At 41.2% G+C, this 23,521-nt stretch carries 18 protein-coding genes; 11 read left to right on the top strand and 7 right to left on the bottom strand.

Annotation, left to right across the window (positions count from 1 at the left end; translation table 11 throughout):
- Positions 1-434: 434 nt before the first annotated feature.
- Positions 435-1,931 carry a sensor domain-containing diguanylate cyclase gene (locus AB4298_RS15110; protein ID WP_371987359.1) on the top strand — a complete coding sequence of 499 codons (1,497 nt, stop codon included), beginning with the start codon at positions 435-437 and terminating at the stop codon, positions 1,929-1,931.
- Positions 1,932-2,132: 201 nt separating this feature from the next.
- The gene (locus AB4298_RS15115) at positions 2,133-2,681 is read left to right on the top strand and encodes a prepilin-type N-terminal cleavage/methylation domain-containing protein (RefSeq protein ID WP_249000892.1); all 549 of its coding nucleotides are present in this window, start codon (positions 2,133-2,135) and stop codon (positions 2,679-2,681) included.
- Between the two features lie 76 nt (positions 2,682-2,757).
- Here the strand turns inward: AB4298_RS15115 and AB4298_RS15120 are convergent, their stop codons facing one another.
- A complete protein-coding gene (locus tag AB4298_RS15120; RefSeq protein WP_371987360.1) occupies positions 2,758-3,711 on the bottom strand; it encodes an ornithine cyclodeaminase family protein in 954 nt (317 codons plus the stop codon).
- Entirely contained in the window at positions 3,680-4,846 is a 1,167-nt protein-coding gene (locus AB4298_RS15125; protein WP_371987362.1) for a DSD1 family PLP-dependent enzyme, read from the bottom strand. The genes AB4298_RS15120 and AB4298_RS15125 overlap by 32 nt, the downstream gene beginning before the upstream one ends.
- Positions 4,847-5,043: 197 nt before the next feature.
- On the opposite strand from AB4298_RS15125, the gene AB4298_RS15130 reads away from it, so the two are divergent.
- Entirely contained in the window at positions 5,044-5,976 is a 933-nt protein-coding gene (locus tag AB4298_RS15130; protein WP_249000895.1) for a LysR substrate-binding domain-containing protein, read from the top strand.
- A 21-nt stretch (positions 5,977-5,997) separates the two neighbouring features.
- Here the strand turns inward: AB4298_RS15130 and AB4298_RS15135 are convergent, their stop codons facing one another.
- A complete protein-coding gene (locus tag AB4298_RS15135) occupies positions 5,998-8,316 on the bottom strand; it encodes a penicillin acylase family protein (protein ID WP_371987363.1) in 2,319 nt (772 codons plus the stop codon).
- A 237-nt stretch (positions 8,317-8,553) separates the two neighbouring features.
- Between AB4298_RS15135 and AB4298_RS15140 the strand changes: the two genes are divergently transcribed.
- The 6 genes from AB4298_RS15140 (at position 8,554) to AB4298_RS15165 (ending at position 13,949) form a co-directional block, all read left to right on the top strand.
- On the top strand, positions 8,554-8,805 hold the full coding sequence (locus AB4298_RS15140; RefSeq protein WP_371987365.1) for a hypothetical protein: 252 nt from the start codon (positions 8,554-8,556) through the stop codon (positions 8,803-8,805).
- A gap of 478 nt (positions 8,806-9,283) precedes the next feature.
- Entirely contained in the window at positions 9,284-9,760 is a 477-nt protein-coding gene (locus tag AB4298_RS15145; protein ID WP_371987366.1) for a GNAT family N-acetyltransferase, read from the top strand.
- A gap of 139 nt (positions 9,761-9,899) precedes the next feature.
- A complete protein-coding gene (locus AB4298_RS15150) occupies positions 9,900-10,187 on the top strand; it encodes a hypothetical protein (protein WP_371987368.1) in 288 nt (95 codons plus the stop codon).
- A gap of 142 nt (positions 10,188-10,329) precedes the next feature.
- On the top strand, positions 10,330-10,755 hold the full coding sequence (locus tag AB4298_RS15155; RefSeq protein ID WP_371987369.1) for a GNAT family N-acetyltransferase: 426 nt from the start codon (positions 10,330-10,332) through the stop codon (positions 10,753-10,755).
- A gap of 309 nt (positions 10,756-11,064) precedes the next feature.
- Positions 11,065-12,444 carry a DEAD/DEAH box helicase gene (locus AB4298_RS15160; protein WP_371987370.1) on the top strand — a complete coding sequence of 460 codons (1,380 nt, stop codon included), beginning with the start codon at positions 11,065-11,067 and terminating at the stop codon, positions 12,442-12,444.
- Between the two features lie 341 nt (positions 12,445-12,785).
- Positions 12,786-13,949, top strand: coding sequence for a tetratricopeptide repeat protein (locus tag AB4298_RS15165; RefSeq protein WP_371987372.1), 1,164 nt, complete (start codon positions 12,786-12,788; stop codon positions 13,947-13,949).
- Between the two features lie 94 nt (positions 13,950-14,043).
- On the opposite strand, the gene AB4298_RS15170 is transcribed toward AB4298_RS15165, so the two are convergent.
- The gene (locus tag AB4298_RS15170; protein WP_371987374.1) at positions 14,044-15,366 is read right to left on the bottom strand and encodes a M20 metallopeptidase family protein; all 1,323 of its coding nucleotides are present in this window, start codon (positions 15,364-15,366) and stop codon (positions 14,044-14,046) included.
- Positions 15,367-15,742: 376 nt separating this feature from the next.
- Between AB4298_RS15170 and AB4298_RS15175 the strand changes: the two genes are divergently transcribed.
- Positions 15,743-18,028 (top strand): TonB-dependent hemoglobin/transferrin/lactoferrin family receptor, encoded by a 2,286-nt coding sequence (locus tag AB4298_RS15175; protein WP_371987375.1) that lies wholly within the window; start codon positions 15,743-15,745, stop codon positions 18,026-18,028.
- Between the two features lie 257 nt (positions 18,029-18,285).
- The gene (locus AB4298_RS15180) at positions 18,286-19,125 is read left to right on the top strand and encodes a sulfotransferase domain-containing protein (protein ID WP_248998555.1); all 840 of its coding nucleotides are present in this window, start codon (positions 18,286-18,288) and stop codon (positions 19,123-19,125) included.
- 95 nt (positions 19,126-19,220) lie between these two features.
- On the opposite strand, the gene AB4298_RS15185 is transcribed toward AB4298_RS15180, so the two are convergent.
- The 3 genes from AB4298_RS15185 to AB4298_RS15195 form a co-directional block, all read right to left on the bottom strand.
- Positions 19,221-21,656 carry a TonB-dependent receptor gene (locus AB4298_RS15185; RefSeq protein ID WP_371987376.1) on the bottom strand — a complete coding sequence of 812 codons (2,436 nt, stop codon included), beginning with the start codon at positions 21,654-21,656 and terminating at the stop codon, positions 19,221-19,223.
- Positions 21,657-21,869: 213 nt separating this feature from the next.
- The gene (locus AB4298_RS15190) at positions 21,870-22,337 is read right to left on the bottom strand and encodes a hypothetical protein (protein ID WP_028768025.1); all 468 of its coding nucleotides are present in this window, start codon (positions 22,335-22,337) and stop codon (positions 21,870-21,872) included.
- A gap of 78 nt (positions 22,338-22,415) precedes the next feature.
- Positions 22,416-23,258 (bottom strand): choice-of-anchor H family protein, encoded by an 843-nt coding sequence (locus AB4298_RS15195; protein WP_371987377.1) that lies wholly within the window; start codon positions 23,256-23,258, stop codon positions 22,416-22,418.
- Positions 23,259-23,521: the final 263 nt, after the last annotated feature.

A 23,521-nucleotide genomic window follows, 5' to 3' on the forward strand; every position in this document is an offset into this window, starting at 1 on the left:
AGCGGCTTTTATAAAAAGGCAAATCTATCTAAAAGCCACTAATCTTGGTTAGTGGCTTTTTATATTACCGAAAGGCAATAAAAACTTTCAGCAACCTCATTAATAATGCTACTCATTTGCATTGATAAAGAATGAACAAGTTCCTCAGTAAAACAACAAGGTATCTGCTTTATCTAGGTCTAAAAATTGGCTAGAGATTAGTTATTGAGCTTTACTCATATTATGGGTCGGTTCTACCAAGGTTTCTCATTATCGTAAAAATAAAATCTCAAACCTTTAATCAATTACAACTTAGGATCTCTGCGGCCATTTTTATCCTATTTGCTGCAGCAATCTTTGCCTTTAGATATTGGGTACAACTGCCAGTTCTTGAAAGTTCGTTGCTCAAATTATCAGAACAAGAGCTAACATCACTAAATTACGCATTTCAGCAAATGAGTAAACCGCTACAAACCATTAATTACGACTACGCAGTGTGGGACAGAACCTACAGCTATATGAAGTCTAATTCTGCTACAGCAAAAAGGTATTATGAAAAACATGAATTTCCTAACGACACCTTCAAAAGTCTAAAGGTCGATGGGGTATTTATTTTTAATCGAAAAAACCAGCCTGTGTTTACCAAAGGCTTTAATCACCGCAGTGATACACCTCTTAGCTTTGACCTAATGGACTTTAATAAATACCCACAAAATATTGCTCTTTCACCACAAACCAAACAAACTTTTCCACCGAAAAACAGTCCTATCGACAACCCAGATAATGTACCGTCAACCGATGGCATAATCGCCACTCGCTATGGCCCAGCGATATACAGTTCTACCAGCATTCTAAAATCAGACCGCAGCGGTGCACAACTTGGATATTTGGTTTTCATTCGATTAATTGATAAATCTTTTATTAGCGAACTTTCACAATATACCGCAGCTGGAGTAGAAATAGCCGATATAGAGAGCACTGACACTTACCTGCCCACTCTCGGCTCTAATATTAAACTCGCTAAACTATCGCCAACATCCGAGCGATTGATTAAAAATGTCGATGGCAAACCGCTTTTCAAATTAGTGCTTTACCACACCAACACCCAAGCTCCCCCTCTATTAGCGCCAAATGTGTTTATTTTACTTGCAGAAATGTCGATGCTGTTAATTCTCGCTTATTCTCTATATTCATATTTTTTAGTCACCCCCGTTAGAAAGCTCGCGATTGATATTCAAGATATGGATCGAAGCCGTGAAATTAAGAAGCTGAGATACCATTACCCCATTACAGAACTCATCAAAGTCGCAACTCATTTCAATGCGCTAATGGGCACGATTCAAGAACAAACCAAACAACTTAACGAACAAGCTTATATTGATAAACTGACTAATATCCCAAACCGCCGCAGCTTTGAGCAAAGACTTGAAACCTATTGCCAATTATTAGCAAGACAACAGATAGGCTTTACCTTAATTATTGCCGATGTTGACCATTTCAAACAATACAACGATACCTTAGGACACTTAGCTGGCGACGCAGCCTTAATTAAAGTTGCCCAGACACTGACCCAACAGTTCTATCGTGCTGAAGACATGTGTGCTCGCTTTGGTGGAGAAGAATTTATAATGCTATTTAGAGACATTCCAGATGAACCTCTACAGGCTAAACTCGATGCGATGCTATTGTCATTCAAAGATTTAGCTTTGCCTCACCCAAGCTCAGATACCGCTCCCTATGTCACCATTAGCCTCGGTGCGTGCAAAGTTGACCCCATCGAAGATTACCAGTTTAAAAACAACTCTAATGTAATTGGCAGACAAGTTTCACTCCTCGCCGATAAAGCGCTTTATCAAGCCAAAGATGCTGGTCGGAATCAATATAGAAAAGTATCAATTAGGCTAGATAGGATTGAAGAGTGTGAATCCAGCAATCCAAGTGATCAGCCATAACTTAAACTTTATAATTAGCTTTAAGCAGCCTTCCAATCAGCAAGCTTGCCTTTCAGTTAAATGCCTCTAATTCCGAACATTATATTTATTGATTCAACACGCAATAAATTTCATTTTTAAACCTAGATCAAATAAATCATAGAAATGAAGGTGTAGACTGCTGCTCTAACTCTATGACTAGTATGAAAAAGTGATATAACAATGAAATCAGATGAAAAAGGATTTACATTAATTGAATTGGTAATCGTAATTATCATACTCGGTATATTAGCTGTCGTCGCAATACCTAAGTTTATTAACTTACAGGACGATGCCAGAAAATCAGCAATGGCAGGCCAATTTGCCGCCTTTGAAAGTGCAGTATCGCTTTATCATAGTGGTTGGGCCGCCGCAGGAAACTCCACAGCTGTAGAAAAACTCGCAGGGTTTGGCCAAGGCGATGTGGCGTCAAGCCCGACCGGATTTCCATATTCGACCTCTGGTACCAGCACTCACCCGTTTACAGCCTGTGAAGAGCTTTGGCATGGTATTACTACCACTGACTTTACAATTGCGGCGGTTACAGACTCCGACCTAATGACCGCAGATGTCGATATTGCTTACACGTATCGTGCAGATGAGTGTATTTATCGCGACCTGTATTTTATTCAGCGTGGTGAATCAACAAAAGTAATGGAATATAACTTTAAAACTGGCGCAATAGATATAATTGATGCGTTCTATAATGCTGATGGTTCATTACAACCATAAATACGACTTCATTTTTAAAGGGCTGTTATTACAGCCCTTTAAACTAGATCAACATTAACCTTTTCATACCACTGCTTTACTTACCACTCTGACTTAACTCAAGAATATGCGATGCAACAAACAAGTCTTGGATCGCAATACCTGAGCTATCAAAAATGCTCACCTCATCAGCACTTTGACGTCCTTTTGCGGACTCGTTTATCACTTGACCAATCTCAATTATCGGCGTATTTCTACTATGTTGAAACTCACCAATAAAAATAGATTGAGAAGCAAAGTCGCAAAACAAGCGAGCATGACTATATAGGTCAGTTGGCAACTCTTGCTTACCCACTTTATCAGCGCCCATTGCAGAAATATGCGTTCCTGGTTGTACCCACTGCGCTTCAAATAAAGGCGCTTGAGCCGTGGTTGCTGTGATAATTATATCTGCTTGTTCACAAGCAGCTTGTGCATCACAAGCTTCGGCATTAATGCCTTTTTCTAATAAACGCTTAACCAAGAATTCAGTTTTACTAACACTACGGCCCACTACCAATACCTTAGTCAATGAGCGAACCTTGCTCACAGCTAACACCTCATATTCAGCCTGATGCCCAGTACCAAAAATGGTTAGTACTGAGGCATCTTTTCTTGCCAAATAGTTAACAGCGACCGCATCTGCAGCACCAGTGCGGTAAGCATTAACGGTTGTGGCAGCAATCACCGCCTGCAACATACCGGTTAATGGGTCGAGTAGGAATACATTGGTGCCATGGCAAGGTAAGCCTTTATCTTGATTTTCTGGCCAGTAGCTACCCGTTTTCCAACCTACGAGTTCAGGTGTTGATGCCGACTTGAGTGAAAACATCTCATTAGGGTTAGCCCCTTCAGCATTAACCACAGGGAACAAGTTTGCTTTATCGTCTATGGCAGCGACAAACGCTTCTTTAACAGCGTTGTAAGCCAGCTCATGGGAGATAAGCTTTGATGTTTGCGCTTCAGATAAATAGATCATATTACCAACCTTGTACTCTATTCCAAACGTCATAACTGCCGCTGTTAGCATCAAAAACATGATACTTGGCGTGCATTGAAGCTGTTGCACAAGCATGATTAGGCAAAATATGCAGGCGACAGCCTACAGGGAACTGCGTCAAGTTAATCTCACTACCATCTACCGTAGCAATAATGCCATGCTCTTGGTTAACAGTAATCACTTGCAGCCCTGCTAATACCTCTCCATTGTCGTCACACACTAAACCGTAACCACAATCTTTAGGTTGCTCAGCGGTACCTCTGTCACCAGACAGAGCCATCCAACCAGCATCTATAAATATCCAATTTTTATCATGATTATGACCAATCACACTGGTCACTACAGTCGCGGCAATATCACTTAACTGACAAACATTTAATCCTGCCATGACTAAATCAAAGAAGGTGTACACACCCGCTCTAACCTCGGTGATCCCATCAAGGTTTTGATAGCTATGCGCTGTTGGTGTTGAACCAATACTGACGATGTCACATTGCATACCCGCAGCGCGAATGCGCTCAGCAGCTTGTACAGCCGCAGCAACTTCATTTTGCGCCGCATCAATTAATTGCTGTTTTTCAAAACACTGATAAGACTCACCAGCGTGAGTTAGCACACCGTGAAAACTCGCTGCACCAGACGTTAGCAACTGAGCAATTTCAATCAACTTAGCCGCTTCTGGTGGAATACCACCACGATGACCATCACAGTCGATTTCAATTAATGCTGGAATTTGGCATTGGTTAGTTTCACAAAATTGATTCAGCTGCTGAGCCTGCTCAACGCTATCAAGCAGCACTCGAGTATTAATGCCTTGACTAAGCATTTTAGCTATTCGAGGTAGCTTGCCATCTGCAATACCTACCGCATAGATAATGTTGCTATAGCCTTGTGCCGCTAAGGCCTCAGCTTCTTTTACCGTTGACACCGTAACTGGTGAGTCTTTAGTTGGTAATAAATACTGTGCCGCTTCTAATGATCTTAGGGTTTTAAAGTGTGGACGTAAACTTGAGCCAAGCCCCTCAATTTTTTGACGTAGTTGACTGAGGTTATTAATAAATACTGGCTTATTTACATATAAAAACGGTGTATCAATTGCTTGATACTGACTTTGCTGAATAGTGGAAAGTATTTGAGTAGATGGCATCTTTAATATCCTAGTTCACCAATCAATCTGACAAGTTTGATGCCTAGCCACAGTGGCTTGTATTCGTGAGGCTTTGGAAAGTGCTTATATTCAAAGTATTTGAAAGACATCAAACTTCTTGTTTAATGCTCAGTATCCACCAGCAGACATTTATTTTATATTAACTATTATCAAGATATAGATTAGGTTTAAACCAAATGATTAGCAGCGAAGATCTGCGCTTTATTGTCGTCATTGCCAGTCATCGCACTTTGGCTGATGCGGCGCGAACATTAAATATCACTCCGCCTTCAGTCACTTTAAGGTTGCAGCATATTGAAAAAAAACTATCGATTAGCCTTATTCAGCGGCCATCTCGCGTTGTCAGCTTAACTGAAGAAGGTCAACTGTTGCTCGATAAAAGCATTAATATTTTACAGAGTTTAGATGAGCTACAAGAGCTAATTGATCAACGTAAATCATTAGTCTCTGGCAAGTTAAGAGTACTCGCACCTCTAGGGTTCGGTAATGATTATATCGCTCCCCTGCTAGCTCAATACAAGCTTAGCCATCCACAACTAGATATAGAACTGGAGCTATCAGATAACCCTAATTGGTCAAGTCACCATAAATGGGACATCATCATTTATATTGGCGTACTAAACGATTCCTCACTAAAAATGATCACCTTAGCCACAAACCAACGGTTTATCTGTGCATCGCCACAATACCTTGAAAAAATGGGTTACCCGCAATCGCCGCAAGATCTACTTAAACATCATTGCATCGCATTAAGAGAAAATAATGAAGACGTGACCTTATGGCAATTTAGTCACAATAAACAACTCACGCACCAAGAAATAAGAATAAATCCAAGTCTTGCCAGCAATGAGGGACGAGTTATCAAAGACTGGGCACTGGCAGGGCTGGGGATTATTATGCGATCCGAGTGGGATGTACAGCCGCAAATCAACAGCGGAGAACTCGTACGCTTATTACCTGAATATAGCTTACCAAACGCCAACATTGTTGCCCTACTCAGTAGCCCTCTAAAAGAAAGATCTGCACGAATATCTGGTTTTGTTAATCTGTTAAAACAGCAGCTTGGACATGCTCCATGGCATACCAAGCTACAGCATACAACGCAGTAAATCGATCAGCGCTAGGATTAGCTATTGATTTACCGAGCTAACGCTACTGGGTAAGATCTGTAATTGATGCGTCATATCGCCAGGCAAAAGCGGCGTACTTTGCTGAGTCGCATACTCTTCAAACCCTGCTCGATAGAACGCTGATAATGGGTGGCCTGATTGCCCCCCTGGCACTGTCATGATGGCATTTATCTCATCACCGGCCTGTACAATAAAGCGCTGAGATGCACCAAATGATGCGCCTTGTACCGCAGGCATAAAGCTATCACCAAAACCTTCTACCACTGGCATATCAAGTAATTGGCTTAGTACTGGGATTTGTTTAGAAAATGGATGCTGGATCTTAAGCTGATTCACTTTACCCCAAGCTAGATCTGCTAAATGGCCTTGCTCACTGTATTTTGCCAGCAATGTGTCACGACTTTTAACATAGCTTGCCAACATCAACTCTGCCCACGTTTGGTACTCTGACGGTAACCAACTCTCTGGTTCATTTTCAATAAGTTGCCAAATCCCAGGTTCAAGATTACGCTTTATCGGCGCTAAACTTTGGTTGTAATTGGCAAGTTCTGTCTCAAGTGGAGCAAATGCACTGTCGATAAGTTGCGTTCTAAAATGGCGCACTAAAGTATATCCAACAGAATCAGCACAAGCGCAAGCCTGCCAGTTTTTGACATACTCAATATCTGCAGCATATAGCGTAGGATCTCGCTCAAGATGATTAAGTAACAAGCTTTGCCACGACTGTAAAAATCGCGCTTGATTATCTAACTGTAGCCGATAAAAATCATCAACCGCAAAACTGTCTGACTCAAATAAACGATCTTTAATCTGCGTGCTGCGTGCTCCCAAGGCATAACCTCCATCACCTAAAATCTGATGATCTTGCACCGACACTACCCTGGAGTTACCCGACCATAATCTATGCTGTTCTGGATTTAAAACCTGAGGTAACTGTTGATTACGCTTTTGCCAATTGACTGGTTGATACTCCTTGGTCGAAATTGCTATATCACTCGGATTAGTTCTAGATGGGAAAGCACCTGCGGGTTTCCAAGCCGCATTACCAGAGTCATCGACCAACAACATGTTTTGCACCGGAATACCCATCGTTGATGCTAATTCAAGTCCCTCTTCAACACTGGTAATGCTATCTAACTCCACAAGCTGCATATCAACAGCATAAGGCTGATGTCCAACCCAAGAAAGCGCATAACGTTGCTCGCCAAGTTGCTTTACTGGGCCATAGGGCGACATTTCAATCTCGAACATCACCTCACCTTCAGGCAAAGCAATACGCTCATTTTCAATATAAGTAGGTGTTTTTTTATCCAAGGCTATCCAATCCGCAGTGTCGATATAGGCATTGGTAAAGCCCCACGCAACATTACCATTACTGCCAACAACAATCGCCGGTGCGCCAGGAAGCGACACCCCAGTGATCTGCACATTTTGTTTTTGGTTAAGGCTGTAATTAAGCTGAGCTCGATACCAGATAATAGGTACCGCAAAGGATAAGTGCATATCATCTGATAACATCGCCTTACCATTGTCACTCAAGGCGGCAGTTATCGCCCAATTGTTACTACCAATCTCCAGTGGTTCTTCAATCATACTATCAATAGCCTGACTCAGTAACATCGGAGACAGTGGCGGAATAGCCGCGCTATCCAACGCGATTAAACTGGAATCTAAAGCCGCTTGATAATGGCTTGGCTGTGTTAAAAATCGGCGCATAGGTTGACCAAATAGTTGTTCTATTTGAGTTAAAGCTAAATCCCGTTTAATGGTATTACCCTGCAAATCTAAATACATACTAAAAATAACTAGCAAGCTATCAGCAGCTTGCCATGGTTTAGGCTCTGCACCTGTAAGTATGTATTCAAATGAACTGAGTCTCTGAGCAGCTAACGCATCATTCACCCCATTAGCGTAGATCGTTAGCAAGGACAAATGCTGTGGGGTTAAGGTCTCTACAATCTGATTAGCGCGTTTGCGTAACTGATGAAAGCGACGACGCTTATCTAAGTTAAGCGCTTTTTCACCAAAAATCTCAGCAAGTTCACCTGCCGCATTTCGCCTTAATAAATCCATTTGAAAAAAACGGTCTTGCCCATGGGCGTAACCAAGGCCATAAGCAGCATCTTGACGGTTATCAGCATGAACAATAGCCGTACCTAAACGATCTCGTCCAACACTGACCTTATTGCTGATGCTTTCACTACTAATGGTTTTATCTAAGTCAGGAAGGCTAAGTGAAAATGCCCAATATGAACCGGCCACAGTCATAACAGCTAATGATGACGTAACAATTAGCGCTATTTTTATTATTTTATGCATTGCCTTGGCTTTCCTAGCGGTAAATATAGAGATATTAATCATCATAAACTGAGTTACAAAAATGTTAAACAGTCATTTAAATTTGCCTTTGTAAATATCAGCAAGCTAGCTTTACGTAAAATAGAGCAGGAAACTACCCACAAAAATTAAGAATTAACCTAATAAGGCTTGCTTGTTTATTCGCTTTATTTAGCCAGAGTTTATGGCAAAATAGCGCTAAATTAACGAGGACAATTTATGGCGAAACCAAATAAGAAAGGCCCAACAAAGACTGTTGAGATCTTCTGCGCCAAATGTAAAACCCAACTGTTTAAGTATCGAAAAGGGGGCAAAGGCGCACTAGTTAAGTGCTTTAAAGAACGTATTGTTGATGATTACACCAAAACGCCCTGCCAATGTCCGAGCTGCGACCAAACATTCGCTAGAGACACGCTAATTCGCGGCGCTCCCGCATTTAAGATGATTGGTGGCAAGGTCACAATGAAATAATCGCCTTGGAATAAAGGCTGGTTACATTTTTGGGGATTGGTGTTACCAAGTGGGATATTTGAACTTGTAACTTCATAGCTATCAATCGCCTGCAGCGGGCGTATATGCAGACACTGCTGCGAGACGCTGTGAATATATCCCTATACGCTCTGCGGTTTCATCCCTGAAACCGAAGCCCGCAGCCGTATCCTCACTTGGTTAGACAAGCATTATTCTGCTGATTCGTAGTAATAGCTAAAAAGCTCGTTCATTATCTGTCTCTAATTCCTAATTCGCTACGCCCCCTTTGTGGACTCTACATCACAAATAAGTAGATTCTGACTTTCACTATCAAAAGAGTCAGAGATTTCGCAGTAAGACATCGATTAAGGTATTGATTAAAAATATATTTAAAGTCACCTTGTTAGCGCTGGATTAAATAGATTGACTGTTCTTATTCGGAATTCAGCCTTATATACTGCTATACACCAGAGGTAAAATGGAATTTTATCTACTCGCTGAACAACCATCCACTGCATCAACAGTTGCCAAATGGTACTTTGATAAATGGTGTCGGGACACTGGGCGTTATCCGTTAGAGTTTATTCAAAAAAATGTTGCTGCGGCTACCAACATAGAAATCACTTCAATGCTCATACTTTGTCACATAGGTAATGATTTAGTCGGTGCTGCTGAACTTAAAATCAAAGAAATGGACGCATTCCCTGAATATGAATTTGGGCTTGGCGGTGTATACGTACGTAAAGATTTTCGCGGTCATAGGATTGGCTCTGCTTTGGTTGCTGAGGCACTAAAAAGAGCCCTTTACGCCAATATCAAAAAGCTATATCTTCAAACTGAAAATTTATCTGGTGGCTTATATACAAAGTTCGGCTTTAATCACTTGCATCAGGTAGCCTCAAAAGGCGTGTGTAACTGTCATGTGCGCAGATACAGGTGTATAACAAGCTGCTAAGACCTGATTCACCAAGGCTGTCACGCGATTTGCTGAGTAAATCGCATGACAGCCTTGGTTTACTTATTAGCTGGGAGTTAACACTCCAAGATCTATCAAAATATTGTATAAGAAACCGTAATCTATATTGGAGTATTTTATGGAATTTGAATTCACATTAGACCAAATAAAACTTGTAGCAGAAGAACAAGGCTATTACATAAAAGACCATGGTGAAAAGCAGTTTGAAGTATATTTTGATAATCACAATGCAGTAGCATTTTATGTTTATGCGAATAGCTCATCAGGATATATAGAAGTTAGTCAATGGGAAGCTGAAGCTGAACGTTATGGTCGGTGTGTCTACTCTCTTCGTATTTACAGCGATGTAGCACACTTTTGTAATGTACTGGTTTCTAGTGCTGCAATAAGAGCTAGACGGAAGTAAACGTTGATCAGCGTGCTAATAAGAGACTATGGCGTCAATAGTTAGCTTTTGGTGCTTCAAAACTACACCGTCTCTTAGCATCGGTATTGCGTTGCTCACACCTTAATGCAGCGTTTTATAACTCTCTATCACGGATGAAGAAATGAATATCGAAGTAACAACCTCACCTAGTAAACAAGATCTTGAAACTATCAGTAAAGGTATTCAATCCTATAACCAAAAGTACATTTCAGACGATGTAGTTTTCGAAGCCGATACTAAATTTGCTGCTTTCGCTAAAGATGAAAATGGAAAAGTTGTTGGAGGTATAAGAGCAGTAGCTTTCTGGAATTATTGTATCCTCGAGCTGTTGTGGTTATCTGACGAAACCAGAGGTCAAGGCATTGGTAGTCAATTAATGGATGCTGCCGAAAACTTTGCCAAACAACAAGGCTTTAGTTATATGCGTACAGAAACTCTTAGCTTTCAAGCAAAACCATTTTATGAGAAACGTGGATACACAGTTTTTGGCGAATTGCCAAATTATCCCAAAGGTCATGTAACATACTGTTTAGTAAAAGAGTTATAACAAACTGTGCAAGTAGGACAAAATACCATCGGCATGAGATAAAAATTACATAAATACGATCTTTTTACAGCGCTTTTGTCCCCAAACGATTCAGCATCATAAATTTATAACTGTCAATACAGCCCGTTATCAAGTCGCGAAAAGATGCCAAACTATGTTTGCTGCGATAGCAAGCAACATCATTAAAGCGCGATTGGCGACATGCTGTTATAATGGCAAACAGCAACACAGTTATTAGCGTCTATCTGCGCCAACCTGCGCCAAACCGATAACTGCAATAGATAAATCAGACACCTAATCGAGACTCGCATGCCGTTTTCTAAGCTTGGACTAAGCACTCCTATTGTTAACGCCGTAACAGAGCAAGGCTACACTAGCCCGACTCCTATTCAGGCAAAAACAATCCCTGTTATTTTAAGTCAGCGTAACCTGATTGCCGCTGCGCAAACAGGTACAGGTAAGACAGCAAGCTTTGTGCTGCCAATCTTAGAGATGCTGAGTCAGAGTGAAACCCAACGTAAAAAGCGTATTCGCGCGTTAATTTTAACGCCGACTCGCGAGCTTGCCGTGCAAGTTGAAGATAACATTAGCCACTATGGTAAGCATTTAAGCCTGACCTCAATGGCTATGTATGGCGGGGTGGACTCAAAGCCACAGCGCGAGCGTTTGATTGAAGGTGTGGATATTCTGGTTGCCACACCTGGTCGTTTACTCGATATGTATACTCAGCGTGCGATTCATTTCGATGAGCTAGAAATTCTAGTGCTTGATGAAGCCGATAGAATGCTGGATATGGGCTTTATTGAAGACATCAATAAAATCATTGAAAAACTGCCTGTTGATAGACAAAGCTTATTGTTCTCCGCAACGCTTTCACGCCAAGTAAAAGAGCTAGCAAGAGCCACTATCACTCGCCCAATCGAAATCTCAGTGACCCATAACACTGACAATAAACCTAAGATTGAGCAATGGTTAGTCACCGTTGATAAAGATAAGAAATCAACACTACTGAGCCATTTAATTCAAGAGAATAACTGGCAACAGGCGCTTATTTTCATCGAAACCAAACAAGGTGCGGCCAAGCTGGTTAGTCAGCTTGAAAAACGCGGCATTACCGCAGAATGTATTCATGGCGGTCGCAGCCAAGAAATTCGTGAACAAATTCTTGCGGACTTTAAGTCAGGCAAAATCGGCCTACTTATCGCCACAGGCATTGCGGCGCGCGGCTTAGATATTGATGAATTACCATTGGTAATTAACTACGATTTACCCTACCCAGCCGATGAATATATTCACCGTATCGGCCGTACTGGTCGTGCTGGCGCTAACGGTGAAGCAGTTGCACTTGTTTCAAAAGATGACTTTAAAAACCTATGTATGATTGAGAGCCGTTTAGGCCATTTAATTGAGCGTAGAGAAATTGAAGGCTTTGCACCACGTAAAGAAGTGCCTATTTCAATTTTAAACTATAAGCCTAAAAACAAACCTGCTCCAAGTGGTGATAAAAAGCCACGCACTGACCGAGCAAAACCTGCACGCGATAGTAAGCCTAAGCAGCGCAGTAATGACTTCAGCAATAATAAAGCGGTGATAAAACCTGACAATAAAACCGAGTCTCGTTCTGATGCCAGCAATCCGTCATTACCGCAAGATCCGTGGGCTTTTTCAAAGTCGAAGTTAAACAAATAGAACGATATACTGTCCGTTTGGAATAGCAATTAAGCCAAACGGACAATTTAGTCAGTCTAGCTCCTGCCTTGTTAATTCGTAATATACTCTGCGTCTAAATTTGCTTAACCGCCAAAGCGACTAAACCGCAGCTCTTTTATTAGTTAAATCTAGCTGACTTAACACTCCCTTTTATTGCTCTTCAATATTCAACCGTCTAACTAAAACTTTTGCGAGTCAGCCGCTTATGTTGCTGCAACAAAAAACTCACAAACTAGAGCAAACTGTATGGTTTCAGATAATTAAGCCCTACCTTATTTATTTGAGTTAGTTATACTGGGCTTAATTAAATAAGGATATTTATGCTGACATTCATCGAGAAACTAGCCAAGAAACCACAACAACTCATCTTGATTATTATTTTGATTGCTGCTGGAGTGGCCGTAGTGCTGTTTAATCAATCTTCATCTAAACAAACCAAACTCTCTGATGGAGCTATTATTGTACTGCCGATTCAGCAGACAATTGAAAGCAAACAGCTAAATTGGCAAGCTTATACTCGTATGGAACAAGTCATCAATCAGCTAGGCACCTCAGCCAACTATCCGGTACTACTTGCAGAAGATGTCATAACGGAGCTTTCTCAATCCTCTAGCTTTATTGATGATAAACAAACAATCGATCTGAATCGTTTATTTGTTATATCTGGCGCATCACTCCTTGTAGAAGCGTCTATTTCAACGACCCCTAGCTTACAGTTAAACTATCGATTAATTACTCACAAAAAAACAAATGAAGGTGTATTAAAGGGTGATTCTATCGAAGTACTACAAAGCCAGCTTGTAAGCCAAATTAAACAATTTTCCGGTGGTCACTTCAGAAAAACAACCAATAGAAATTGGTTTACAGCTACGCTTGTTCAAGCGCTAAAAGAGATTCAAAATAACCAGAAAGCTAAAGCTGTGGCTAGCTTACAACAAGTATTGAATGATGATACTGGCAACTTAATAGCAAGCCGTTTAATGGCAAAAATAGAATTTGAAAACAAACAGCTTAAACAAGCAGCAAATAGAATTGAGCAAACTATAACGCAAGCCGATACCGATAATGTTCGTCAGATAGCCAGACTAAAATTTATTGATGCTCAAATAAAACTCGATGACAAAGAACTCGAACTCTCGCTAAGCTTATTGTCCCAAGCGAGAACATTAGCGGCTAAAAGCCAAGATTGGCTGTACTTAGGTTATATCTCAAACTGGGCTGGCTATATTTATCAACGTCTTAATCATTATGATAAGGCTCGCAACCAATATCAACTCGCTTTTGATTACCTAAAAAAATCGGGATCACCAGCAGGCCAAGTCGTAGCTTTAAATAATCTGGCGGAGCTAGAATTATTGGAATACAACTATCGATTAGCTTATGACGCAGTTAATCAGTCTGTTGCTATCGTAAATCAAAGAGAACTGACTCAGCTTCAACAAGAAACCTTTGCCCTGTTGTCCAAAATTGAAAATAAACGTTAATAGCGATCCGCTGCTAGCTAGGTTTGTTAGCGAATGCTCAGCAAAATCTGCTTTCATTGCAGAGCATTAGCGTTAATAGTAAAAGCAAAGTCCATTATTGATTAAATAGATCCAATGCCGCTTTACTCATTGCACGTACTCCAGTATTTAGCGTTTTAGGATAATCAGGCGCAAATTGGCTTGAATGCAGTGACGGTAACGACTTACCTGTTGTTATGCTTTTCTCATAAGCCTCTGGCTCAACAGCACCGAGCCAAAATAACGTAATTGGCCTTTTATCTGAGGTTAAACCATAGAGCCCAAAATCTTCTCCGGCCATTACCGGTTCAGCTGCAACTACATTATCTATACCTAACTCAGTCTCTATACTGGCTCTTACCTTAGCGGCTAACTCAGGATTATTATATGTTGAGGGAATACGCTCATCTTCATGAACATAAACCTCTGGATACAACGACTCGTCAAGCCCAGCACTCATGGCAATACCAGCAGTTAAACGCTTCAGCGCTTCGATTTGCTGTAAACGAACCTCTGGATTGTAAGACCGCAACGTTAGCTGCAATTTGACTTCATTAGAGATAATATTGTGCTTGGAACCGCCATGGATTGAGCCAACCGTAATAACATTCGGCTCTAGCGGTGAAAGCTCTCGACTTGCAATAGTCTGCAACGCAAGCACGATTCTCGATGCGAGTACCACTGGGTCTTTAGTTAAATGTGGATAAGCACCATGTCCACCTAAACCTTTGACCGTAATATCAACTGAGTCGACATTGGCTAATGCATAGCCTGAAGTCACGCCGACTTTACCTGCTGGAAGCGAAGCACTCACATGTAAACCCAATATATAATCAGGTGTGGCAAAGTCTTTAAAAAGTCCCTGTTTAAGCATAGCTTTAGCTCCACCGCCCACCTCTTCAGCTGGCTGCGCCACCATCATTAACGTACCTTGCCATTTGTGTATATTGGCAACCAGTTGTTCAGCACTACCCACAAGACTAGTCATATGAATATCATGACCACAACCATGCATTACCCCAACCTCTTGGTTACTCGTATTTAAGGTTTTAACCTTTGATGCATAAGACTTACCGGTTGCTTCAGTAATAGGTAGTGCATCCATATCTGCACGGATCATTACCGTCGGCCCTTCACCATTTTTTAGTACGCCAACAACTCCATAACCGCCAATATTAGATGTCACCTCAAAGCCAAGCGCTTTTAACTCGTTAGCAATTCGCTCACTACTCGCCTTTTCTTGATATGACAACTCAGGGTTTTGATGCAAATGTAAATATAAGGCTTCTAGTTTGGCCATCGCCTTAGCACTTGGCTGCGCTAACTCTGTCGCTAAAACGCTGCCACTTAATGAGCAGCTCAATAATAATGCCAGTGAAGGAATAACAGCAGTTCTCATATTTATGCCTCTTTTGTAATATTTTTGTTCAACTAAAAATCGGTAAGATATTGATCCCCAAGCTAACACAGTTACTTAACATGTAAACCAGCCATAGCTAATAAACCTAACATCTACATGCAAGTTCACGCCTGTACAGCCAATGTAACCTTTGAATACATTTGTCAAAAAACACAAACCTTCAAGTTACTAAAAAGATAACAAAAACTCTCTTTCTAAATGGAAATGTGATCTGCTTTCAATATTTGTTTTTTTCTATTGTAAAGCCCATAAATAGGCTGTGTCTCAGCGAGACCCTACCTCAATAAGGGTATAAGATAGCGCGCGTTTAAAAGAAGAGAATAATTCTCATTTTGTTAAAAAGTTAAGGTGCGTAATGAACAAGCTTAAAGTTAGTGTGATCGCTATAGCGGTCAGCACAGTACTCAATGCCCAGGCTCAAGAGGCCTCAATCGACTCTCAATCCCCACCAGCACCCATTGCTAAAATGCAGGAAGTGATTGTTATTTCAGGTTCACGTATGGAACAAGAAATTGAACAAGTCGCGGGCTCGATCATGGTGATTGATGAAGATGCTATTGAAAAAAGCATGAGTAATGACTTTGGCAGCTTATTCAGAAACGAGTCTGCAATTGCCGTTAAAGGTGGCGCAGGTAAACCGACATCGGTCACGATTCGTGGTATCGGTGGTAACCGCGTCATGATGGTTAAAGATGGCGTTCGCGTTAACAACCAATATGCATCTCCACTTGGCCCAGGCGCTGAAGGCACAGGCCGGGGCTTAACTGAAGTACAAAGCTTAAAGCAGGTTGAAGTAGTTAAAGCGGCTGCATCAACCATGTATGGCTCAGATGCATTAGGTGGCGTTGTGGTTATGCGTACTAAAGACGCTAGCGACTACTTAAATGGTGATGACTATTATGTATCACTTAATACCGGCTACAGCGGCATTAACAACGAATATAGTGCAGGCTTTACCAGCGCTGCAGCCTATGGTGGTTTTGAAAACCTCCTGACTTATCAGCACCGTACAGGCGAAGAACTACCTAACTATTATGATACTCAGCCTGACAGCGATTTAGTCCAAGACAGTGTACTATTTAAGAGCAAATACCACTTCAATGACTACACATCTATACAGCTAACTTTGGACTATCTAGAGCAAACGCTGAAGCGCTGGGAGTACGAATTTGATAAAGACGATGCACTTGAAGAAAATATCGATACGGATCGAGATACTCAGGTCATTAACGGTGCACTGCAGCTAGTATCAAGTAAGCCTACTCAGATGCATGATACTTTGACGGTTACCGCTTATTTTGGTCAAACTGAGCAGCTTGAGCATAGAGATTACTTTGAGTGGAATGATGCTAAACCTGAGAATGTTTATGGATTAAGTGAAGTCCGCGATTACAGTTTTGAAGATCAGCGCATCGGAATTAACAGCACTTTTAGTAAGTATATTGGTGGTGACAGTTACGGGCACCAGATCACTTATGGCTTAGACTATGAGTTTTCAACCATGTCACGTCACCGTGTAGTAAATGACCCTATTACAGGCGAAACCGAAACGCCATTTACTTTTGCCACTACCGACAGCCAACGCTTAGGTATTTTTGTGCAAGATGACGTCACTCTTCTCGACGGCGATTTGAATCTAATTGCTGGTCTACGTTATGACTACTTCCGCAATACTCCTGATCAGCAACAAGCGATTGATGCGGGTAAAGACGCTGAAGACTTCCAGACTATGAGTGACAATTTCTGGTCACCAAAAATTGGTCTAGTTTACCAACTATCAGACTCTGTTAGCGTCTACGGTCAATATGCTTACGGCTATAAGATGCCAACCCCAGATCAAAAATGGGGCGAGTTGGAAGTTGATGCAGGTTCAATGACAGATGTTCTTATTCAGGCAAACTATGACTTAGAATCTGAGCAATCTCATACTTGGGAAATCGGTGTTCGCGGTAATCACAGCGACACCAATTATGAATTAACCGCTTTCTACACTCAGGCTAAAGACTTTATTGACTGGCAGTATGTGAGCTATAAGCCGCCTTCAATCACTCCAGGTTGGCCTCCAGTAATGGAACCAATGGAGTTCAAATACCAGTACTACAATCGTGATGAAGTGATCTTGTACGGCGCGGAAGCTCAGATTAATCATTGGCTAACCGATAGCGTTGAGCTTTGGGGGAATATCTCTTACACCTACGGTGAAGATGAAAACGGTGATTACCTTAACAGTGTTAGCCCACTAAAAGGCAACGCAGGTGTTAATTGGTATACAGATATTGCCGATATGGAAGCAGATTTTGGCGCAGTGGTTCGCTGGGCGGATGATATGAGTCGCACTAATGATATCGAGCTAGCCGAAGATGATATTTGTGCCATGGGGATCTGTATTCCTAAAGAGAAGTTTAATGAAGTTTACGGTACCAGCGGTTACGCAGTGATGGACTTAACCTTTGGTTTACGCATTGACGATAACTGGAAGTTGAGAGCTGGCGTATATAACCTATTTGACAAAGAGTATATCGACTACGCCGATGTAGCGGGCCAATCAGTATTTCTACTTGGCGCGAGTATGGATCTAGAAAAAGAGGACTTTACTCAACCAGGTCGTTACTTCAATGTTAGCGTGAACTACCAGTTCTAATATTCGTTAACCTAAACACATTAATAAAAAATGCAGCCTTTGGCTGCATTTTTTATATTCAAGATAAAGGTGCTAACTCGTTAACTTAATTTACTTATATAGCATATCCCTCGCAGAGCCTCTCAATAAACCACGCGTTACAATAAAGTTAACAAACAGCCACTTCCGCTTGCCATTTAAGCGAATTATCGGTAATTTTAGCCTGCAAACAATGGCAAGAAAGCCTAATAATAATCATAAGCAGTAAAGGATTAGTCATGGGGAATATACTTTGGGTCGCTTCTTACCCTAAATCTGGCAACACTTGGGTTCGCGCTTTTATTGAAAACTACATTCAAAACCTTGACCACTCTATCGATATCAACACTATGCATACGATATCAACAGCCGAATCTGCGGCCCATAGGTTTCAACCGCATATTGCTCAAGACCAATCAACAACCGAGCTTTCGTTAGAAGAGATTTGCGCTCTCAGGCCACTAGTGCAAGCCGATATTGCGCGACAAGCAAATGGTACGACTTTTGTAAAAACCCATAATTATTTAGGTGAGTTTAACGGCCATCCACTGCATCGTTCTTCTGTCACTTCTGGAGCGATTTATATTGTTAGAAACCCTCTGGATGTTACCGTTTCAATGGCTAAATACTTTGATTACACCATAGATGAAACCATCGCCTATATGGCAGAAGAGATGACGGGAACACCTAACGAAAAAGAAAACGTACCACAAGTTATCACCTCATGGTCAATGCATGTTTCTAGCTGGACTCAGCAGCCTGAAGCATCACGCTTAATTTTACGTTACGAAGATATTTTAGATAACCCAAAGAAAGTATTCAGAAAAATTGAGTCCTTTTTAGGTTTAAAGAAAGACCCTAATCGGTTGAAAAATGCGATTAAACATTCCTCTTTTGCTCAACTAAAAGCTCAAGAGGTAAAAAAAGGATTCGTAGAAAAGCATGAGAATGCAAATTCATTTTTCCGCAAAGGAAGTAAGAATCAATGGCGTGAAGTCTTGTCTGATGAACAAGTTGCAAAGATTATTGAGATTCATAAAGAGCAGATGGAGCGCTTTAAATACCTTCCAGGGAAATAGTTCTCACTTCCCAGCTTGCGAACACAAAAAAATGCAGCCAATGGCTGCATTTTTTGTCTCTTTTTTAAAAAGCTAAAATAAACCTAAACCAACACCTATAAACGATAAGTTAAGGTCAGCTTGGCATTACGCTCTTCTCCTGGCATGCCGCCTAAGAACATCGCTTTGCTGTAATACTCTTCATTAAATAAGTTATTGACGTTTAACTGTAATTTCCAGTCATCAACATCATAGCTAATAGCAGTATCTAGCACTGTGTAGCTTGGTACATAACCGTCTGGAATACCGAAAGAGCTTGAGTTAGTACTTCTGTCATCAACATACTTGGCACCTAAGCTAATATTAAGTGGGCTTGCAAGCGAGAACCAATCTGCGCCATAAGTCACCCAGGCACTTGCTGTTACATACGGCACACCTTTTTGGCGTGTATCGTAAACCTTCTTATTAGTCGGGTTTTGTTTATTACGCGCATCTTGATAGACCGCATTTATATTAACCATCCATTGATCGTTAATATGCGCATTTAAATCTAACTCAACACCGCTTGTTTCCTCTTTTCCATCATATAAAACAGGTGGCACCCCCGGAATCGGGTCATTATCATCATATGCTGGGTTGGTATAACCAATATTGGTTCGAGCACTCTTAAACAGCACTAAAGTAGCTAACATTTGATCGTCAAATGCCTTAAATCTCATACCAAGATCATCACTGATAGACTCTGAGTCTTCTCGGTCTTTTCCTGTACCTTCAATCCCACCAAGAATGCTGTAAGCCGTACGTCCTTTTGAATGATTCACAAAGAAAGATAAATCATCTGTCGGCATATAGGTTAAACCTAAGTTATAAGTCACACCGTTATCGGTAGTGTCAGCTTCAGGTCTTGGTTTGGCATTTCTTTTAGAATATCTAGGATCAACACCTAAATGCTCATAGGTTTGTTCTATTTCATTAAATGCGACACCCACACGAGTCGTGAAACCGTAACCTAGGTAACCTACATGCTGCACACCAACGCCCCATGCACTGACTTTTTTGTCATAGTTACTCGTTAGAAGCGGGTCATAATCTTCAAAACTTCCCTCGCCCCAATTGGGGTTACGAATATCGTAAATATACGGCAGGCTACCTTGGTAAATAGTATTACCATCGTTATCTTTTATTACTTTATCTGCATCGTAAATCGAGTATTGTTTGAAGGCGATATCTCTATCTTCGTAGTTGGCATTAATCAATAATTCGTTATCAATATCGCCTATTTGGAAGTCATAACGAAGATCAGCAAAATACTGCCAAGATGACTCATCAGCATCCACTTTACGATATTCTTGGCGACGAGCCGCAAACGGATAAAGTACGTCATCTTCAACCAGGGGAGCACGTGGGTCAGCATTAATCACACCTTTGCGCTCCCAATACACGTAGTTATAAGCCCCTGTTTGACGGGCAAATCCTGAAGTGTAATCACGATATTGTAACTGTTGGTTTAAAAAAAGATTATCGGTGAAATAGATATTGTGGGTTAATTTAAAGCGCAGCTCTTCGCCTTCATTATCTTTAGCCATTGGCGAGATAATACCGGCATTACCGAACGCATATGGAGTTAGACCATCACTTGAAGCCAATGAATCAGCCAGCTGTTTACGCTGCGCGTCTGTTAGCTGAATGCCGTTATTGTTAGGATCATTAATTAAATCTTCCCAAGTCACGTCACCTGCCGTTTTGCCCCCTACAGATTCTGCGTTAAAAATACGAATAGGATGACCAATCGAGTCAACAGCAATGGCATCTTTAATGTAACTGGCCGACAGCATGACATCTTGGTTATCCGCCATAACATACTTAAGCGAAGTATAGATTTCATCACGGTCAGTGCCTATTTCTCGGTAACCATCACTACGTGCGGTTTTAGCCACTACGCGGTAAGCAAGGTTATCGGTAATGGCCGCAGTGCTGTCGGCTTCAAGTGAGTATGTATCCCATTGACCCACTTCAGCGGTAAACGCATGATTTGATTCAAACTGCGGTTTCTTTTCAATAAGGTTAATTACACCACCAGCGCTGCCCATACCATAAAGCCCTGTTGCTGGACCTTTTAGCACTTCAACTGATTCAACGTTTGTTAGTGAACGAGTCGGGTTAAATGTGTTGCCAAGCCCCGCACCACCATACATGCCATCGTAAGTATAGTTTGCGCCTAAGCCACGAATAACTAAGTTATCGCCTATACCATAGTTATTACCCGCTTGGGTGACACCACTGATATTACGCACAAGATCTTGCAGGTTAGTGACTGCCTGCGCTTGAATAAGCTCTTGATCGACCACCACAACTGCTGCTGGCGTCTCCATTAGCGACATATCTGATTTAGTCGCCAAACCTGAATTCATCACCACCTGATTCTGGCGACCATAAACCGTAATACGCTCTACATTATCTAGTCCCTGCTCTGCTTCTTCTGCGTAAACCATCGCTGGTAAAAATGTCGATGCGCATGCAATTGCTAACATTGAATAGCGAAAATGTTTCATCAATTAACCCCACTTTAGTATTATGCGGCAGGATGATAACGATTCTCATTAACAAAGCAACACCTGTTTCAAAGCTGATACATTTGCATTTCGTTTGTGATTGTTTTTGTTTAATTTTATTTAAATTGTTTACAATGTAAATTCACAACTAGTTGTTACAAACCAACAAGATACGTGACTTAGATCACATTCAATAATAACAAGCACTCATACTTAAGACTTCACATTCAAGTAGGGAATAATTTGCGGATAAGCGCGGCAGTAATCAACTAAATGCCCCGCTAAGCGGTCATAAAGATCATCTTTAATATAGGGTTGTTCTTCACTAAAAATACGACTGTCTAACTCTGTTGGCAGTACAAAATTGGCTAAGCGATTAATGTCAGCTTCTATAGAAAGTCTGGTTTCAATACTAAAGTGTTGTGCTAACGGAAACTCAGCCGAAAGAAACGCTTTTCTTAAGAAAATCAGCATCTCATCAAAACTGTCATCCCAGTTTAAATTACTATTAGCTTGCGCCTCCCAAGCTAGCAACTCTAGCACTCTAATGATCTCGCCTTGTAAGCTAGTGGGAGCAGCTGAAAAAGGCACTAAATGTTCCCACATCCACAAGACTGTATCGGCATTCGTTGGCTTAATTGTAACCTGAGTGATTGGCGATATTGGGTTAGCTAATTCCATGTGTGCTACCTTGGTTCTTATACTAATTGATTTATGCTCAAATCAGATGCATAATTTTTGCGTGTCACTCAAGCAAGGTCAACGGCTAATTTTTCTAGCTCGGTTTAACTTAAACCCGAGCAACAGCAATAACATCGTCATCAAAGAGAGCGACAAGCTGCCAGCGTGATAGTCATCATCAATATAGATATCGTCTCTATCACTGCTTTCTAACGGCAGCGCATACAGGCTATCGAAATCATTCGAGCTTACCGTCGCGACAATATCGCCATAACCCACTTCGTATAAATCAATCAGCACATCATAATGATCAGTGCGGTAACCAAAATCTAAGGTGGTTAAAACTTCAAAGTCATCATCGGTTGCATTACCAAAAATAGTGAATACATCGGTAGTGTAATAATGCTCCCAAGGCCCGCCATTACGACTCAAATAAAGCTCTGCAAATACCTCTGCTCGTTCATTAATGTAATAGCCTTCAACATCGGCATCAAAAGTCACGCTAAAGGTCTGATAAAAACCGTCGTAATCGTTATCGACGAATAAACGGCTATAAGCATCGTAAATATAAAAATCTCGGTAGACGCCATTAGCAAACTGCACATTGGCATTATTTTTATCAGCAATTTGTTTAGTCTTTAACGCCTTATCAATATGGACTTGCATGACCTGCTCACGAGTGAGTTTTGCAGGCTGCGCCTCATTGCCGTCAAGCCCCTTAGCTTTTAAAAGCCTTTGCTGCTCAAGCTTACTAATTTGTTGCTCAGATAAAGTATTGCCATATTGAGCCGGTTGAGCACTTTGCTCACCGCTGATAACTGTTTGCGCAACTGAGATGCTTTGCGGCTGCAAAAGCAAACTCATATCCGAATTAGCACTCGCTGGCAGAACGGCTCCCATTGAGAATGTTAATAAACCCACACTCAGCGCTCTCATTAACCTGCTATTTTGATTATTCGTGTGGGACTTATGATTGTGTTTTGTGTTCATCTTCACCTCGAAATACTTGCTTAATGAGGCCATTAGAGTCCACTGAGTGTGAACAGAAGCTGAACGTCAAAAATTGTCCAGCCTTTGAATGAAGGTTGATTACATTTATTTTTGTATCGTTGCTACATGATTGCTAATTCTAAAATGTCACTTTTGAGTTATTAATCGCCTGCAGCGGGCGTATGTGCAGATAC

This window comes from Shewanella sp. 10N.261.52.F9, from assembly GCF_041471165.1.
GTDB classification, from domain to species: domain Bacteria; phylum Pseudomonadota; class Gammaproteobacteria; order Enterobacterales; family Shewanellaceae; genus Shewanella; species Shewanella marinintestina.

Bases quoted from the DNA above. Each gene is read 5' to 3' on its own strand.
- AB4298_RS15110 (WP_371987359.1), top strand. From the start codon at position 435: ATGAGTAAACCGCTACAAACCATTAATTACGACTACGCAGTGTGGGAC.
- AB4298_RS15115 (WP_249000892.1), top strand. From the start codon at position 2,133: ATGAAATCAGATGAAAAAGGATTTACATTAATTGAATTGGTAATCGTA.
- AB4298_RS15120 (WP_371987360.1), bottom strand. From the start codon at position 3,711: ATGACGTTTGGAATAGAGTACAAGGTTGGTAATATGATCTATTTATCT.
- AB4298_RS15125 (WP_371987362.1), bottom strand. From the start codon at position 4,846: ATGCCATCTACTCAAATACTTTCCACTATTCAGCAAAGTCAGTATCAA.
- AB4298_RS15130 (WP_249000895.1), top strand. From the start codon at position 5,044: ATGATTAGCAGCGAAGATCTGCGCTTTATTGTCGTCATTGCCAGTCAT.
- AB4298_RS15135 (WP_371987363.1), bottom strand. From the start codon at position 8,316: ATGCATAAAATAATAAAAATAGCGCTAATTGTTACGTCATCATTAGCT.
- AB4298_RS15140 (WP_371987365.1), top strand. From the start codon at position 8,554: ATGGCGAAACCAAATAAGAAAGGCCCAACAAAGACTGTTGAGATCTTC.
- AB4298_RS15145 (WP_371987366.1), top strand. From the start codon at position 9,284: ATGGAATTTTATCTACTCGCTGAACAACCATCCACTGCATCAACAGTT.
- AB4298_RS15150 (WP_371987368.1), top strand. From the start codon at position 9,900: ATGGAATTTGAATTCACATTAGACCAAATAAAACTTGTAGCAGAAGAA.
- AB4298_RS15155 (WP_371987369.1), top strand. From the start codon at position 10,330: ATGAATATCGAAGTAACAACCTCACCTAGTAAACAAGATCTTGAAACT.
- AB4298_RS15160 (WP_371987370.1), top strand. From the start codon at position 11,065: ATGCCGTTTTCTAAGCTTGGACTAAGCACTCCTATTGTTAACGCCGTA.
- AB4298_RS15165 (WP_371987372.1), top strand. From the start codon at position 12,786: ATGCTGACATTCATCGAGAAACTAGCCAAGAAACCACAACAACTCATC.
- AB4298_RS15170 (WP_371987374.1), bottom strand. From the start codon at position 15,366: ATGAGAACTGCTGTTATTCCTTCACTGGCATTATTATTGAGCTGCTCA.
- AB4298_RS15175 (WP_371987375.1), top strand. From the start codon at position 15,743: ATGAACAAGCTTAAAGTTAGTGTGATCGCTATAGCGGTCAGCACAGTA.
- AB4298_RS15180 (WP_248998555.1), top strand. From the start codon at position 18,286: ATGGGGAATATACTTTGGGTCGCTTCTTACCCTAAATCTGGCAACACT.
- AB4298_RS15185 (WP_371987376.1), bottom strand. From the start codon at position 21,656: ATGAAACATTTTCGCTATTCAATGTTAGCAATTGCATGCGCATCGACA.
- AB4298_RS15190 (WP_028768025.1), bottom strand. From the start codon at position 22,337: ATGGAATTAGCTAACCCAATATCGCCAATCACTCAGGTTACAATTAAG.